The sequence below is a fragment of the Actinoplanes couchii genome, assembly GCF_016862075.1.
Classification (GTDB): domain Bacteria; phylum Actinomycetota; class Actinomycetes; order Mycobacteriales; family Micromonosporaceae; genus Actinoplanes; species Actinoplanes couchii.
On the sequence record NZ_BOMG01000019.1, the window covers coordinates 1 to 13337 of the forward strand.

Annotated in this window: 13 protein-coding genes; 3 read left to right on the forward strand and 10 right to left on the reverse strand. The window is 69.6% G+C overall.

Annotated features, from left to right (window positions below; genetic code table 11):
• Positions 1 to 77: 77 nt before the first annotated feature.
• Both Aco03nite_RS54630 and dacB read left to right on the forward strand, forming a co-directional pair.
• Positions 78 to 605, forward strand: a complete 528-nt coding sequence (locus Aco03nite_RS54630; protein ID WP_373872568.1) for a D-alanyl-D-alanine carboxypeptidase — start codon at positions 78 to 80, stop codon at positions 603 to 605.
• A complete protein-coding gene (gene dacB, locus Aco03nite_RS04170; RefSeq protein WP_275415815.1) occupies positions 550 to 1722 on the forward strand; it encodes a D-alanyl-D-alanine carboxypeptidase/D-alanyl-D-alanine endopeptidase in 1173 nt (390 codons plus the stop codon). Before Aco03nite_RS54630 ends, dacB begins: the two co-directional genes overlap by 56 nt.
• 15 nt (positions 1723 to 1737) lie before the next feature.
• On the opposite strand, the gene Aco03nite_RS04175 is transcribed toward dacB, so the two are convergent.
• On the reverse strand, positions 1738 to 2256 hold the full coding sequence (locus Aco03nite_RS04175; protein ID WP_203793245.1) for a PadR family transcriptional regulator: 519 nt from the start codon (positions 2254 to 2256) through the stop codon (positions 1738 to 1740).
• A 49-nt stretch (positions 2257 to 2305) separates the two neighbouring features.
• On the opposite strand from Aco03nite_RS04175, the gene Aco03nite_RS04180 reads away from it, so the two are divergent.
• Positions 2306 to 3535: an MATE family efflux transporter gene (locus Aco03nite_RS04180; RefSeq protein ID WP_203793246.1), complete on the forward strand. Its 1230-nt coding sequence runs from the start codon at positions 2306 to 2308 to the stop codon at positions 3533 to 3535.
• Here the strand turns inward: Aco03nite_RS04180 and Aco03nite_RS04185 are convergent.
• The 9 genes from Aco03nite_RS04185 to Aco03nite_RS04225 form a co-directional block, all read right to left on the reverse strand.
• Positions 3532 to 4185, reverse strand: a complete 654-nt coding sequence (locus tag Aco03nite_RS04185; protein ID WP_203793247.1) for an HNH endonuclease family protein — start codon at positions 4183 to 4185, stop codon at positions 3532 to 3534. The genes Aco03nite_RS04180 and Aco03nite_RS04185 overlap by 4 nt on opposite strands.
• Positions 4186 to 4483: 298 nt before the next feature.
• Entirely contained in the window at positions 4484 to 5710 is a 1227-nt protein-coding gene (locus tag Aco03nite_RS04190) for an ROK family protein (RefSeq protein ID WP_203793248.1), read from the reverse strand.
• Complete coding sequence (locus Aco03nite_RS04195) at positions 5707 to 6501, reverse strand: copper homeostasis protein CutC (RefSeq protein ID WP_203793249.1); 795 nt, start codon at positions 6499 to 6501, stop codon at positions 5707 to 5709. The genes Aco03nite_RS04190 and Aco03nite_RS04195 overlap by 4 nt, the downstream gene beginning before the upstream one ends.
• Positions 6498 to 7931, reverse strand: a complete 1434-nt coding sequence (locus Aco03nite_RS04200; RefSeq protein ID WP_203793250.1) for a M81 family metallopeptidase — start codon at positions 7929 to 7931, stop codon at positions 6498 to 6500. The genes Aco03nite_RS04195 and Aco03nite_RS04200 overlap by 4 nt, the downstream gene beginning before the upstream one ends.
• On the reverse strand, positions 7928 to 8761 hold the full coding sequence (locus tag Aco03nite_RS04205) for a carbohydrate ABC transporter permease (RefSeq protein WP_203793251.1): 834 nt from the start codon (positions 8759 to 8761) through the stop codon (positions 7928 to 7930). Before Aco03nite_RS04205 ends, Aco03nite_RS04200 begins: the two co-directional genes overlap by 4 nt.
• Positions 8751 to 9626: a carbohydrate ABC transporter permease gene (locus tag Aco03nite_RS04210; RefSeq protein ID WP_203793252.1), complete on the reverse strand. Its 876-nt coding sequence runs from the start codon at positions 9624 to 9626 to the stop codon at positions 8751 to 8753. Before Aco03nite_RS04210 ends, Aco03nite_RS04205 begins: the two co-directional genes overlap by 11 nt.
• Complete coding sequence (locus Aco03nite_RS04215) at positions 9623 to 10930, reverse strand: alpha-L-fucosidase (RefSeq protein ID WP_203793253.1); 1308 nt, start codon at positions 10928 to 10930, stop codon at positions 9623 to 9625. Before Aco03nite_RS04215 ends, Aco03nite_RS04210 begins: the two co-directional genes overlap by 4 nt.
• Positions 10822 to 12069 (reverse strand): ABC transporter substrate-binding protein, encoded by a 1248-nt coding sequence (locus tag Aco03nite_RS04220; protein ID WP_203793254.1) that lies wholly within the window; start codon positions 12067 to 12069, stop codon positions 10822 to 10824. Before Aco03nite_RS04220 ends, Aco03nite_RS04215 begins: the two co-directional genes overlap by 109 nt.
• Before the next feature lie 99 nt (positions 12070 to 12168).
• Positions 12169 to 13329 (reverse strand): ROK family transcriptional regulator, encoded by a 1161-nt coding sequence (locus tag Aco03nite_RS04225; protein ID WP_203793255.1) that lies wholly within the window; start codon positions 13327 to 13329, stop codon positions 12169 to 12171.
• Positions 13330 to 13337 lie beyond the last annotated feature (8 nt).

Sequence of the window (13337 nt, forward strand, 5' to 3'; positions counted from 1 at the left end):
CCGGGCGCGAACCGGCGTTCGCGAGGGCCAGGCACGAACCGGCGTTCGCGAGGGCCGGGCGTGAGTTGGCGTTCGTGATGGCCGAGCATGGGTCGCCGTTCGTGGGGGCCGGGTCTGAGGCGGTGTTCGCGCGAGCGAAGCACGAAGCTGCGCTTGCAGGGGCCGGGCGTGGGCCGAAACTTGCGGGGGTCGGGCGTGGGCCGACGTTCTCAGGAGTCGGGTGCGGGGCTGCGCTTGGGAGGGGCGGGCGTGGGCCGGGGTTCGCGGGAGCCGGGTGCGGGGCAGAGCCCACTGGGGCCGGGCGTGGGCCGGCGTCCGCGAGGGTTGGGCGTGGGCCGGGGTCTGTAAGGGCTGGGCTTGAAGCTGGGCTCGAGACTGGGCTTGGGGGTGCGCTGGATCGGGTTCTGGGGAGTGGGGGGCTTGCGGGGGCCACGGTTGCGGTGGATGTCCGGGACGCTGGGAGTGGGGGTGTCCTTTATCAGCGGAACCCTCGGCTTCGGGTGGTGCCTGCCTCCAATCAGAAGTTGTTCACCGCGGCTGCTGCTCTGGATGTTCTCGGGAGCGACTATCGGTTTCGGACTTTCGGTTCGGGTGTCTGGGGGTGATCTCTACCTGCAAGGGCGTGGGGATCCGACGATGACCTATCAGCGGTATGACCAGCTTGCCGGGCTTGTGGCCCGAGGTGGGACCACGCGGTTCGCCGGGCGGCTGATCGCTGACGACTCCTGGTTCGATCGGGTTCCGCTCGGGCTGGACTGGTCCTGGGAAGACGAGTCCTATGACTACACGGCTCCCGTCTCGGGGCTCACCTTCGCCGCTGGGCCGCGGTTCGGGACGGGGGCCGTAGAGATCCGGTACCGCGGGGTTGCCGGGCGGCGGCCCGTCGTCACCGTGTGGCCTCCTACGGACAGCGTGCGTGTGGTCAACCGGGCCGTCACCGGTGGGGCGGGGGACTCGGTCGACGCCGTTCGGGTGCACGGCACCGCCGACGTCACCGTGAGTGGTGCGGTGGCGGCGGGGCGCTCGGGGACGGCGATGGTGTCGGTGCCCGACCCCACGGCCACGGCTGCCGGTATCTTCCGCGCGGCGTTGCGGCGACACGGCGTGACCATTGACGGGCGTACCCGCAAAGGGGTGGTCCCCGCGGAGGCCCGCAACGTGGCCGCTCTCGTCTCGCCGCCGCTGTCCGAGATCGTTCGTCCATTTCTGAAGTTCTCCCACAACGGGCACGCCGAAATCCTGGTCAAAGCCATGTCCCGGGTCGCGGCCCCGGGAAAACCCGGCAGCTGGCCGACCGGTTTGGCGGCGGCTACCGCGGCGCTCGCGCGGCTCGGTGTCGACACCCGGCTGCTCACCATGGGTGACGGTTCCGGGTTGAGCCGGCGCAACTGGGTGACCGTCCGTCAGGTGACCACGCTGTTGCGGGCGGTGCGCGGACGGGCCTGGTTCCCGGCGTTCCGGACGGCCCTGCCGGTCGCCGGTGACCCGGATCCGATGGTCGGCGGCACGCTGCGTAACCGGATGCGGGGCACTCCGGCCGCGGGGGCCGTGCTGGCCAAGACCGGCACGCTGACCGGGGTGGACGCCCTCTCCGGCTACGTCACCGCCGCCGACGGCCGCGCGCTGGTCTTCGCGGTGATCATCAACGGGTCGGTCACCGGCGCCGCCGGGATCCTGGACCGCGTCGCCGTCACCCTGGCGTCGAGCGGGCCGGCCACCTGAAAGGGATCGAAAAGGTCAAAGTCCGGCGATGGTACGGGTGAGCCAGTCCCGTTCCGCCCGGCTGGTGGCCCGCGCGATCTCGAACATGCCCTGCCGGAACGGGTCGTCGACGTCGGCCGCGCGGAGTCGTTCGCCGCCCCGGCTGAAGAAGGTGGCGGGCGCGTCGAGGAACGCGAGCCGTCGCCGCAGCACCGCCGCCTGCTCGCCGGGTGACGGCAGGTGGCGCAGGAACGCGAGGACGGTGAACCACCGGTTCCGGTCGGTGATCTCCACCTCGGTCGGTTCGCGCAGCCGGCGCAGGAGTTCGGCCCGCCCGCCGTCGGTGAGGGACAGGGTCTGCCGGGGTGCCGCGGCGGCGCCGGGTTCGGTGCGCCGTTCGAGGAGCCCGGCCGTCTCCAGCCGGGTGATCGCGGGGTAGAGGGCGCCGTCGCTGACCGCCCGCACGTGCCCGGTGAGGGCGCGGATGCGTTCTTTCAGCTCATATCCGTGCAGCGGTTCCTCGTAGAGAAATCCCTGGATCGCCAGCGCCAGCATGCCGGTAGCCTATTGCCTCGATGAGAGGTACATCGAAAAGAGGTATACGGTGTTGCTGAAACTCGCCCTGCCCAACTACCTGGCCCTGCTCTCCGGGGTGATCGCCGGCGTCATCGACGTGGCCTGGATCGCCCGCCTCGGTTCCGCCCCGGCCGCCGCGGTCGCCGTCGCCACCAGCGTCGAGAACGTGCTGCTCGGACTGGTCCTGCTGATCCACGGCGGGCTGACGGTGGTGATCGCCGGACGATCCGGCGCCGCGGCGGCGACCGCGATCCGGGCCGGCTGGATCCTCTACGCCCTGCTCACCCCGGCCGTCGTCGCCGCCGGCCTGCTGCTGCGCGAACCACTCGCCGCTCTGCTGCTGCCCGACCCGCACGCGGCGGACCTGGCCGTCGACTTCCTGACGATCCTGTTCCCGGGACTCGTCGTGTTCTACGCGCAGTCGGTCGTCGACGGGATCTTCGCGGGCCACGGCGACACCCGCACCCCGATGCGCCTCGCCCTGACCGCCAACGGGCTGCTGCTGGTCCTCGACCCGATCCTGATCTACGGCGCCGGACTGGGCGTGACCGGCGCTGCCCTGGCCACCCTGATCGGCCGGACGATCGCGCTGCTCACCGGGCTGACCCTGCTGCGCCGGCGCGGACTCCGGGGCGCCGGCCCGGCGTCGGTGCGGGAGGTCGCGGCCGCCGGAACGCCGATCGCCGGGGACTTCCTGCTGCGCATGGGCGGGGCGCTGGCGGTGGTCGCGGTGGTCGGCCGGTTCGGGGTCACCCAGATCGCCGCGTACGGGATCGGCGTCAAAGTGTTGTACCTGGCCACGATGGGGTTCTACGCGTTACGCAACGCCACCACGATCCTGGCCGCGCGTACCGGCGGAGAAAGGGGCTTGGCACGCCGGGCAGTGACCGCCGCGCTCGTCGCCGGGACCGGATCCGCGCTGCTCTTCGCCATCCTGGCCGATCCGCTGATGCGACTGTTCACCACCGACCCGCCGGTCGTCGCGGCGGGCGTGAGCTTCCTGCGTGCCATCGGCGGTTACCTGGTGCCGATCGCGGTGGTGATCGTCCTCGGCGGATACCTGACCGGCACCGGCCGTGGCTCCCGGCTGATGATGATCACGCTCGCCGGGATGATCACGCAGACCGCCCTGGCCTGGCTTCTTTCACACCATTTCGGCCTGTACGGGGTGTGGCTGGCGATGGCCGCGGCAGCGCTGATCCAACTGGTGGCGGTACTCCCGGCCGCTCGGAGCAGCCGGGAATACGCCGCGTACTAGCTGCTGCAGGTGTTGAGGGACGTCTGCAGGGCGGTCTTCTCGGACGACTGGAGGTTCAGCGCCCAGTAGTACTTCACCGCGATCCACATCTTGGCGTACGTGCACCGGTACGAGGTGACCGACGGCTGCCACGTCGACGGGTCCTGGTCGCTCTTCGACTGGTTCACGTTGTCGGTGACCGCGATCAGCTGCGGGCGGGTCAGGTCGTTGGCGAAACTCTGCCGCTTGCTGGTGGTCCAGGCGCTGGCGCCGGAACGCCACGCCTCGGCCAGCGGCACCACGTGATCGATGTCGACGTCACTGGCGGCGGTCCAGGTCGCACCGTCGTACGGCGAGTACCAGGAACCGGAGGTGGCGGCACATGCCGAACTCGTCACCACGTTCGTCCCGTCCCGCTTCAGGACGGTCTCGCGGGTGTTGCAGGTCCCGCTGATGGTGATCCAGTGCGGGAAGAGATCGCGGTCGTACGTTCCGGCGTTGGCCTCGGCGGCCACCGTCAGCGAGTTCAGGTACGTCTGGGCGGTCGCCTTCGACGGGATGCCGGTCGGCGCGGCCTGGGCCGGGGAAGCCAGCAGGCCGAGCGCGAGAACACCGGCGGAGAGCCCGGCCACGAGAGCGCGGGGAGTGAGGGATCGGGGGAAGAGGCGCATCAACGGCTCCTTGTAGGTCGTCCGATTCGGACATCACAGATCTACGGGAATCGAACGTCTCAAGATGATGATCGCCGTGAATTTCTCGTGTCCGAACAAACAAGAACAAACCCACGCCGGAAACAGCCCGTTCACAACCCGGCGGGGCGGCGTTCCGGCTGCGAATGGACGACGGAACGCCTGGTCGGCGCGGGGAGAAAGGGGCGCCGGGCCAGGGGCGGCGGAGTGCTGGGCCTGAGGAGGGCAAAGGAGTGAGAGGCGGCGGGGCGGCGGGCCAGGGGAATGGCGCGGGTGAGGGTCAGTGGGATGTCGGGGTCGCGGCGTGGGCGGCCAGGACCGCGCCCCAGGCTCCGGCCCAGATGCCGAGTTCGGCCGGGACGATCGGGGGGAGCTGGTGGAAGGTCGCGTTCTGGGCGGTCTTGCGCACCACCGGGTCGAGGATCCAGGTGCGGGATTCGGCCAGGCCACCGCCGATCACGATCAGGCCCGGGTCGATGAGGGCGACGATCCCGAGCAGGCTGTGACTCAGGGTGGTGGTCACCTCGTCGAGCAGGGTGATAGCCGCCGGGTCACCCGCGGACGCGGCCTCGACCACCGCCCGGGCGCCCTCGGCACTCGTCTCAACCACCGCCCGGGCACCCTGGGTGCCCGCCTCGACCACGGCCTGGGCGCCTTCGGCATTCGCCTCGACCACGGCATGGGCGTCCTCGGTGCCCGTCCTGGCAGCGGCTGGGGCGCTTTCGGCTCTCGACGAGGAGTCGGGACCTGGGCCGGGAGCGGTGGCATCAAGGCTGGGGGCGGTGGTGGGTGGGGAAGTGGTGGTGGGTGGGGAGGGGCGGGCGGCTCGGGACTCGGACCAGCGGGTGGCCAGTTGGGTGCCGCCGATGGCGGATTCCAGGCAACCCCGTTGGCCGCAGCTGCACAGGCGGCCCTGGCCGGAGGCCATGTGGCCCACCTCGCCGGCCGCGCCGTGGGCGCCGCGGCGTAGTTCGCCGTCGACTATGTGGGCGCCGGCGATTCCGGTTCCCAGGGCCAGGACGAACAGGTCGTCACTTTCCCGGCCCGCGCCCAGGGCCGCCTCGGCGGCGGCGGCCGCGTTGCCGTCGTGGACTGCCACCGCGGGGATGCCGAGGGCGGCGGAGAGTTCGTGGGCCGGGTTCAGGCCGGTCAGCCAGGGGACGTTGGTGCTGGCCAGAACGGTTCCGGTGGTCTCGTCGAGGAGTCCGGGCACGGTGGTGCCGAGGGCCACGGGACGGTCCGGGCCGAGGAAGACGCGGATCGACGCTGCCAGGGCGGGAAGGCTGCGCGGGGTGACGATGCGATGCGACCGGACCAGGGCGAACCCGTCCCCGTCCACGCGTGCCAGGAGCAGTTTGCTGGACGTTCCGCCGTAGTCGATACCGAGCAGCGTCCGGCCGGCCACCGGATCAGGGCCGGCCGAGGACCGCGTTGTCCGTTGGTGGCCGGCGTGCGGTGGGGCCGGGAGGTCGTGGGTGCCGGGGGCCGAGTGGCCGAGGGGGGTCATGGGCGGGATCCGGCTGTTCGTAGGGCCTCGATCAGCCGTAGGGCGGTCCGCTCGTCGGTGGTCTCGCGGCCCGCGTCCGGGCCGGTGGCGGCGCTGCCCAGGGTCAGGGTGCCGCTGTCCGGGACGACCGTCTTGGCGGAGGCGTGCACGGCCGGGACACCGGTGGCCAGCAGGGCCGGGATCAGGGCGGGGCTGACACCGCCGCCGGCCTGGATCTCCACCCGGCCGGACGCGGCGGTCACCAGGTGGCGCAGGCCGGGCAGGCCGTCGGCGACCACGGTCGGGCACCCGGCGGTCAGGATCCGGCGGACACCCAGGCCGATCAGCTCCTCGATGCCCCGGATCGGGTCGGCCAGCAGGTCGAACGCGCGATGGAAGGTGACCTCGGCACCGTCGGCGGCGGCCACCACCCGGTCCACCAGCGCCGAGTCGATGTGGCCGTCACGCAGACCACCGATCACCACCCCGGCGGCGCCCGCCGCGACGGCGTGCCGCACGTCGCGGACCGTGGTGGCGACCTCGGCCGGCGTGTACTCGAACCCGCCCGGCCGCGGCCTGACCAGGACGTGCACCGGCACGCCACCCGGCCGGGTGGCGGTGGCAGCGTCAGGAAGACGGACGTCGGAGGAGGAAGAAGGGGAACGGGCGGCGACGGCGGCTTCGATCAGGCCCAGGGACGGCGTCACACCACCCAGCGGGAGGGCGCTGCACAGTTCGAGGCGGTCGGCGGCCAGGCGGTTGGCGACGTCGATGCCGTGCTCGTCCTGGACGGCCAGTTCGAAAGTGGTCATGACAGCATCGTCGCCGTCAGGTCGGGGGTTGCGGGGAAAACGTCGAACGGGAACATCGGGCGGTTGATCCGGTGGTGGCCGAGGCGCTCCAGGTCCTGGTCCACCGGGCCGGGGGTCAGGGCCAGGGTCCAGCCGGTCGCGATGTCGTACAGGGTGGGCTCCAGGTATCCGATCTTGGTGATGATGATGTCGGCGGCGGCCGGATCCAGGCCGATCGCCGAGAAGTCGCCGGTCCGGTGGTACGCCTTGCGGAACTCGGTGACGATCACGTGCAGCCCACCCACCTTGATCACCGCGATGCGCCCGGCGTCGGGATCGCCGTGATGCAGCCCGTGCAGGACCCCGGTGATCTGCACCGGTCCGCTGACCCGGGAGTCGACCCGGGCCCCGGCGGTCACCGACACCGCGTCGCCGACCCGGTGACCGAAGAGCACCTCGACGGCAGCCTCGTCGAAAATCGACGCCACGTAGACGACATGCCCGGCAAAGCGATCGGAGGACGCGAGCAACCGGTGCAACACCCAGGTGACGTCCCCACTACCACCCGCGCCCGGATTGTCCCCCGAGTCGCTGATCAGATACGGACGGGTGGACGAGGCGAGCGCCCGGGATATCGCCTCGTCGAGAGTCCCCGGCGGCCCGACGAAATCGAACGAGGCCCGCGCGGACCACAACCGCCGGGCCAGCTCGGACGCCGAGGCGGCGACCACCTCCGGCGAGTCCCCGGTGACGATCACGGTGGCATGGCACCGCGGCTCGTCCGCCCAGGCGTACCCGATCCAGATCGACGCGTCGGTGACGCCCGCCCTGGCCTCGACCGCCGACAGCGACCCGTAGAGGCTCCTCGCGGGTTCGACCCGCGTCGAGGTCTTCTCACCCGGCAGCAGGATCGGCACCCGCACCCAGGCCCGATGCGGGCGCTTGCCGGAGGCGAGGTACGCGACCAGGTTGCGGGCGGCGCGTTCGCGGGTCTCCCCGGCGTCCTCGTGCGGCGCGAGCCGGTAGCAGGTGGGCAGTTCGACGGCGCGGGCGAACCGTTCCGACACGTTGCCGTGCAGGTCCATCGGGGCGGAGACCAGCACGTCCGGCCCGATCACGGCGCGGATCGCGGTGATCAGGTCACCCTCGGCGTCGTCCATGCCGTCGACGCTCATCGCCCCGTGGATGTCGAAGTACAGCCCGTCGATCGGCCCGGCGTTTCGTAGCCCGTCCAGGATGCGCTGCTTGAAGTCGTCGTACACCTCGCGCAGCACTTTCCCGCCGGGGATGGACCGGGCGTGGAGGATCCCGATCCACTCGGCCGCCGGGTCCAGGAAGTCGTATCGCGACAGGACCGCTGATCCGGAGAGAACGGAGAAGTCCCGGTAACCGGCCCGATGAGCGGCGTACGCGCTGGATTCGATGTGCATTCCGGCGATCGCGATTCTCATCGTCCCCCCAGGCCTGACGTGGCGATTCCCTTGACCAGATGTCGTTGCAGTGCGATCACCAGGATCGTCGTCGGGATCATCGAGATCACCGAGGCGGCCATCTGCAGATCCCACCGGGTGCCGGTCTGGCTGGAGAAGCTCGCCAGCCCGATCGGCAGGGTGCCGAGTGTGGCGTAGTCGTTGACCGCGATCAGTGGCCACAGATAGCTGTTCCAGTAGTTCAGGAAGGTGAAGACGGCCAGCACCGCGAGCGCCGGCCCGGCCAACGGCAGCACGATCCGGGTGAACGCGCGGACCGGCCCGGCGCCGTCCACCCGGGCCGCTTCCTCCAGTTCGTAGGGAATGCCCCGGAAGAACTGCCGCATCAGGAACGTGCCGAACGCGGTGAACGCCCACGGAAAGATCAGCGCCGGGTACGAGTCGACCCAGCCGAACCACTGCATCACCACGAACATCGGGATGACCAGCACCTCCTGCGGCACCATCAGGGTGCCGAGGAACAGCACGAACACCACGTCCCGCCCGCGCCAGCGCAGCCGGGCGAACGCGTAACCGGCGGTCGCCGACACGAACAACACCACCAGCACACCGGCTGAGGACACCAGAAAGGAATTGATGATGTACGTGGTGAACGGTGCGAACGTGAAGACCTCGGCGAAATTGCCCCACCGCACCTCGGAACCGATCAGTGCCGGCGGCGCGAGCAGCACCTCGCGGGACGGTTTCAGCGCCGAGAAGAAGGCGTACACCAAAGGGGTGATGAATAGGAGAGCGGCGACCACCGCCGTGCCGTGCGCGACGAACGATCGCCACCGGCCGCTAGTGCTCATAATGCACCCACCTCCGCTGCGCCCGGAACTGCAGCGCGGTGATGCCGATGATCAAAACGAACAGCAGCCACGCGGCGGCCGAGGCCAGTCCCAGGTCCTGGAACTTGAATCCGGTGTCGTAGATGAACATGACCAGCGGAATGGTGCTGTTGCCCGGTCCACCACCGGTGAGCAGTTGCGGCTGGGCGAAGACCTGCAGCGATCCGATGATCGTCATGACCGCGGCGAAGAAGATCGCCGGGGAGATCAGCGGCAGCGTCACCCGCCACAGCAGGTGCCGGCCCTGCGCGCCGTCCATCCGGGCCGCCTCCAGCACCGACGTGGGCAGCTGTTCCAGCGCGGCGGTCAGGACCAGCATGTTATAGCCCATGCCGGCCCACACGCTCATCACGACGATCGCGATCATCGCCCAGTTCCGGTCGGCCAGGAAACTCGGCAGGGTGATCCCGAACCACTCGCCGGCCAGGCCGTTGAGCAGGCCTTCCGGTTGCAGCACCAGCTTCCAGACCAGCGCGTTCGCGACCATCGGGGTGACCACCGGGATGAAGAACAGCACCCGGAAGACGGCCCGGCCGCGCAGCCGCGGGCCCAGCAGCAGGGCCAGGACCAGGGCTACGGTCAGGTTGGCCGGCACGTAGAGGACCGTGAAGAGGATCGAATTGCGCAGCGCCGGCCAGAAATCCGGTGACTCGGTGAGCAGCGTCCGGTAATTGCCCAGGCCGGTGAACTCGCGATCGCCGAAGATCGGCCAGTCGAACAGGCTCATGATCACGGCCAGTGCGACCGGCAGCGCGGTGAACACGCTCAGACCGGCCAGCGCGGGACTGATGAAACCGAGCGCGTGCCAGCGTTCCCGGTTTTTCATAGGTACAGCTCGATGACGGGTAGCGCCACATCCGGTTTCCGCACCGGGAGGCTGAGGGTCAGCGTGCCCGGCTCCGGGGCGGCCGGATTCAGGTTGAACGCCTGCTGACCAGCGGGGATCTCGGAGAAGCGGATCTCCGAGCCGTCGTTCAGCAGCCTGGCGAACCGCACCCTGCCCGCGAGCCCCGGCAGGTGCAACAGGCCGAACGGCCAGTCGAAAAGATGGGCATAAAGACGATCACCCCGTTGCGTGTACGTCACACCCGACGGTGCCGTGAACTCCGGCGGGCCGGCGCCGTGGATCGCGGGGGAGTGCCGGCGCATCCACTCGCCGACCTCCGCCAACAGTGCCGCGTCCGTCGGAGCGATCTCGCCGCGACCGGTCGGGCCCACGTTGAGCAGCAGGTTTCCACCGAGAGCCACGGAGCCCGCCAGCATGCGTACGAGCAGATCGGCGGTTTTGACGTTGAGGTTGTCACGGTGATAACCCCAGCTGCCGTTGACGGTCTGGCACGCCTCCCAGAGCCCGGGAAACGGACGGACCGGCTGATACTGCTCGGGGGTGACCAGGTCGCCGGGGATGCCGAGCCGGTCGTTGACGATCATGCCGGGCTGGAGTTCGCGGCACATCGCCATCAGGGTCTCCGCGTCCCAGTCCCCGGGGGTCGTGCCACCACTGCCGGGCTCGTCGGTGAAGTCGAAGAACAGGTAGTCGATCTGCCCGTATGCGGTGAGCAGTTCTTTTACTTGCGCGTGAAGGTAAGGCCGGTAGGCACCGATGTCCCTTTTTTCGGAATTTTTGCGCATCGGGTGGTGCTTGTCGATCGGATAATCCGGGTGATGCCAGTCGAGCAGCGAATAGTAGAGGCCGACCTTGAGCCCCTCTTCCCTCATCGCGGCGACGTATTCCGCGACCAGATCCCGCGACGATTTGAAATCAGTAGTCGCGGTATCCCACAGGCAGAAACCCTCGTGATGCTTGGCGGTCAGAACGGCATACCGCTGACCCGCCTCCTTGGCCGCTCTCGCGATCGCTCGGGCATCGAACAGATCCGGGTCGAAGAACTCGGCATACCGGGCGTATTCAGCAGCCGGAATCTCCTCGTAGTTCTGCACCCATTCGTGCCGGGCCGCCACGCTGTACAACCCGAAGTGCACGAACAGCCCGAACCGATCGTGCGCGAACCACTCCGCCGTCATTTGCCGAACTTCGTCTGCAGGTTGCCGAGCGCGTCCGCCATCGATCCCTGGCCGGTGTAGACGGTGACCAGTTCGTTCGGCATCGCGGTGGCGACCTGGGTCCATTCGGCGGTGACCCGCTGCGCCGAGGCGCCCTGGAACCCGGCCCGGAAAGCCGCGGTCAGCATCTCCCGTTTGCCGTCCGGCAGCGACGCGAAATAGCCCTCCTGGCTGCCGGTCTGCGCCGGATGGTTGCCCTGCTTCGCGATCAGATCCTCGCCCGCCCTACCGGCCAGCGCGCCGAGCACCTTGAGCGCGGCGTCCTTGTCCTCGCAGTTCTTGGCGATGCCGTAGCCGGAGCCGAGCGCCACCCCGAACGGCCCGGCAGTGCCGGACGGCAGCCGGACCGCGCCACCGTCGAACGGCAGTTCGTCGGCGGTGTAGGTGGCGGCCTGCCAGGTCCCGTCGATGATCATCGCGGCTTTTCCGTTCTGGAACTGGGTGACCTCCCAGCCGGTCTCCGACGCCGACGGCACCGCCTCGGACACCTTCTGCCCGGTGACCAGATCGCCGTACCAGGTGGCGGCGTCCACGAACGCCGGATCGGTCAGCGCCAGTTTTCCGCTCTCGTTGACAGGCTGCTTTCCGGCCCGGGCCATCGGCAGCGACAACCACTGGAATTCGTCGAGCGAGACGGCGAAGCCCTTGACCCCGGTCTTCTCGGTGATCGTCTTCGCGGCGGTCTCGAAGTCCGCGATGGTCCAGCTGTTGGTGGGCGGCGTGACTCCGGCCTTCGTGAACAGATCGGCGTTGTAGAAAAGGAACATGGTCGCCGTGTCGTACGGCAATCCGTAGAGCTTTCCGTCGTTCTCCATCACACTCAGCGCGCCCGGGTTGTAGTCGGCCCGGGAGATCCCCATGGTGGTCAGATCGGCGTCGGTGAGCGGCTCGAACGCGGCGGTGTAGTCGGTGAGGCGCTGCCCGTTCATGGCGGTGACGCAGGCGAGTTTGCCGGAGGCCATGTTGGCGTTCAGTTTGGTGAAGAAATCGGCCCACGGGGCGGTCCGCAGCTCGATGGTGATGTCCGCACCGACGGCGGCCTGCGCGACGGCCATCTGCTCTTTCAGTTTCTGCTCGGACTCGGTGTCGCCGGACCACATGTTCCAGACGACTGTGGTCTTTCCGTCCGAGGAGCCGCCGGACGAGCAGGCGCCGACGCCGAGAGTCATCACGAGTGCGGTGAGAGCCGATCCCCATTTACGCATGGCCATCCCTCTTCCAACGGTCCTTCGTGGACGAGGAGATCGTAAGCGCGTAACAGGTATTGCTACAAGAATCGAAGTTAGTTCGATTCTTGTATTCGATTATCGAAGTAAGCGGACCTTCTCGTCGATCTGCTGCGGATCCAGCAGCTCGTCGATCACCAGGGCGGCCACACCCCGCGCCCCGATGTCCGGCCCGGCCGACGACGCCCCGATCTCCAGCCCCTCCGTCGACACCGGCAGGCACTGGTCGTAGACGGCCGACCGCACCGCCGCCACGAACACGTCACTCGACGACAGGCTCCCGGCCAGCACCAGCCGCTCCGGGTTGAAGAACCCGACGAGCGTCGCCAGCACCACCCCGGTCCGCTGCCCCGCCTCCCGCAGCAGCCGCGACGCCAGCGGATGCGCGTCCCGGGCCAGCCGCACCACGTCCGCCACGTCCGACACCGCCTCGCCGGCCGCCTGCAACGCCAGCACCATCGACCGGCCGCCGGCCACCGTGTCCAGGCACCCGGTCCGCCCGCACGAACATAGCCCGCCGTCGTCGGTGACCCGGGTGTGGCTGACGTCCCCGGCGATCCCGCGCGAGCCCCGGTGCAGCGTGCCGGAGGCGATGATCCCGGTGCCGATGCTCGCCCCCACCTTCACCAGGATCAGATGCGCGGCGGTACGCCCGGTCGCCACGAACTCGCCCACCGCCATCGCGTTCGCGTCGTTCTCGGTCCGCACCGGCACCCCGGAGATCCCGGCCAGGATCGCCGCCGGATCCACCCCGTTCCAGCCCGGCATCCGCGACGGCGACACCACCCGCCGGTCCACCGTCCGCACCGGCCCCGGCACCGCCAGCCCGATCCCGGCCAGCTCCCGCCCCGGATTCATCGCACTGAGCTGCTGAAACACCGTCCGCAACACCGACTCCGGGGAGATCCCGATGTCCACCACGATGTCCCGCCCGGAAACCCGCGTGCCCGCCAGGTCGTACACCCGCAGGGTCGCGTGCCGGGCGCCCAGATCAACACCGGCGATCAACCGGTTGTCGTACGCCAGACCGAGCCGCCGTGGCCGCCGCCCGCCCTGCGACGGGCCCTGACCCGACTCGGTCAGATAGCCGTGCCGGATCAGCTCGTCGATCCGCAGCGCCACCGTGGACGGCGCCAGCCCGGTCAGCCGGGACAGCTCCGCACGGGACGCCGCCCGCCCGTCCCGGACCAGGGAGAAGATGCCGCCGGCGGAGGTCAGATCGGCATGGGGCGCACGCATGGGGCACA

What these genes read in the sequence shown, in the direction of transcription:
- Aco03nite_RS54630 (WP_373872568.1), top strand. Translation starts at nt 78, where the DNA reads ATGGCCGAGCATGGGTCGCCGTTCGTGGGGGCCGGGTCTGAGGCGGTG.
- dacB (WP_275415815.1), top strand. Translation starts at nt 550, where the DNA reads ATGTTCTCGGGAGCGACTATCGGTTTCGGACTTTCGGTTCGGGTGTCT.
- Aco03nite_RS04175 (WP_203793245.1), bottom strand. Translation starts at nt 2,256, where the DNA reads ATGCTGGCGCTGGCGATCCAGGGATTTCTCTACGAGGAACCGCTGCAC.
- Aco03nite_RS04185 (WP_203793247.1), bottom strand. Translation starts at nt 4,185, where the DNA reads ATGCGCCTCTTCCCCCGATCCCTCACTCCCCGCGCTCTCGTGGCCGGG.
- Aco03nite_RS04190 (WP_203793248.1), bottom strand. Translation starts at nt 5,710, where the DNA reads ATGACCCCCCTCGGCCACTCGGCCCCCGGCACCCACGACCTCCCGGCC.
- Aco03nite_RS04195 (WP_203793249.1), bottom strand. Translation starts at nt 6,501, where the DNA reads ATGACCACTTTCGAACTGGCCGTCCAGGACGAGCACGGCATCGACGTC.
- Aco03nite_RS04200 (WP_203793250.1), bottom strand. Translation starts at nt 7,931, where the DNA reads ATGAGAATCGCGATCGCCGGAATGCACATCGAATCCAGCGCGTACGCC.
- Aco03nite_RS04205 (WP_203793251.1), bottom strand. Translation starts at nt 8,761, where the DNA reads ATGAGCACTAGCGGCCGGTGGCGATCGTTCGTCGCGCACGGCACGGCG.
- Aco03nite_RS04210 (WP_203793252.1), bottom strand. Translation starts at nt 9,626, where the DNA reads ATGAAAAACCGGGAACGCTGGCACGCGCTCGGTTTCATCAGTCCCGCG.
- Aco03nite_RS04215 (WP_203793253.1), bottom strand. Translation starts at nt 10,930, where the DNA reads ATGGACCCAGGTCGCCACCGCGATGCCGAACGAACTGGTCACCGTCTA.
- Aco03nite_RS04220 (WP_203793254.1), bottom strand. Translation starts at nt 12,069, where the DNA reads ATGCGTAAATGGGGATCGGCTCTCACCGCACTCGTGATGACTCTCGGC.
- Aco03nite_RS04225 (WP_203793255.1), bottom strand. Translation starts at nt 13,329, where the DNA reads ATGCGTGCGCCCCATGCCGATCTGACCTCCGCCGGCGGCATCTTCTCC.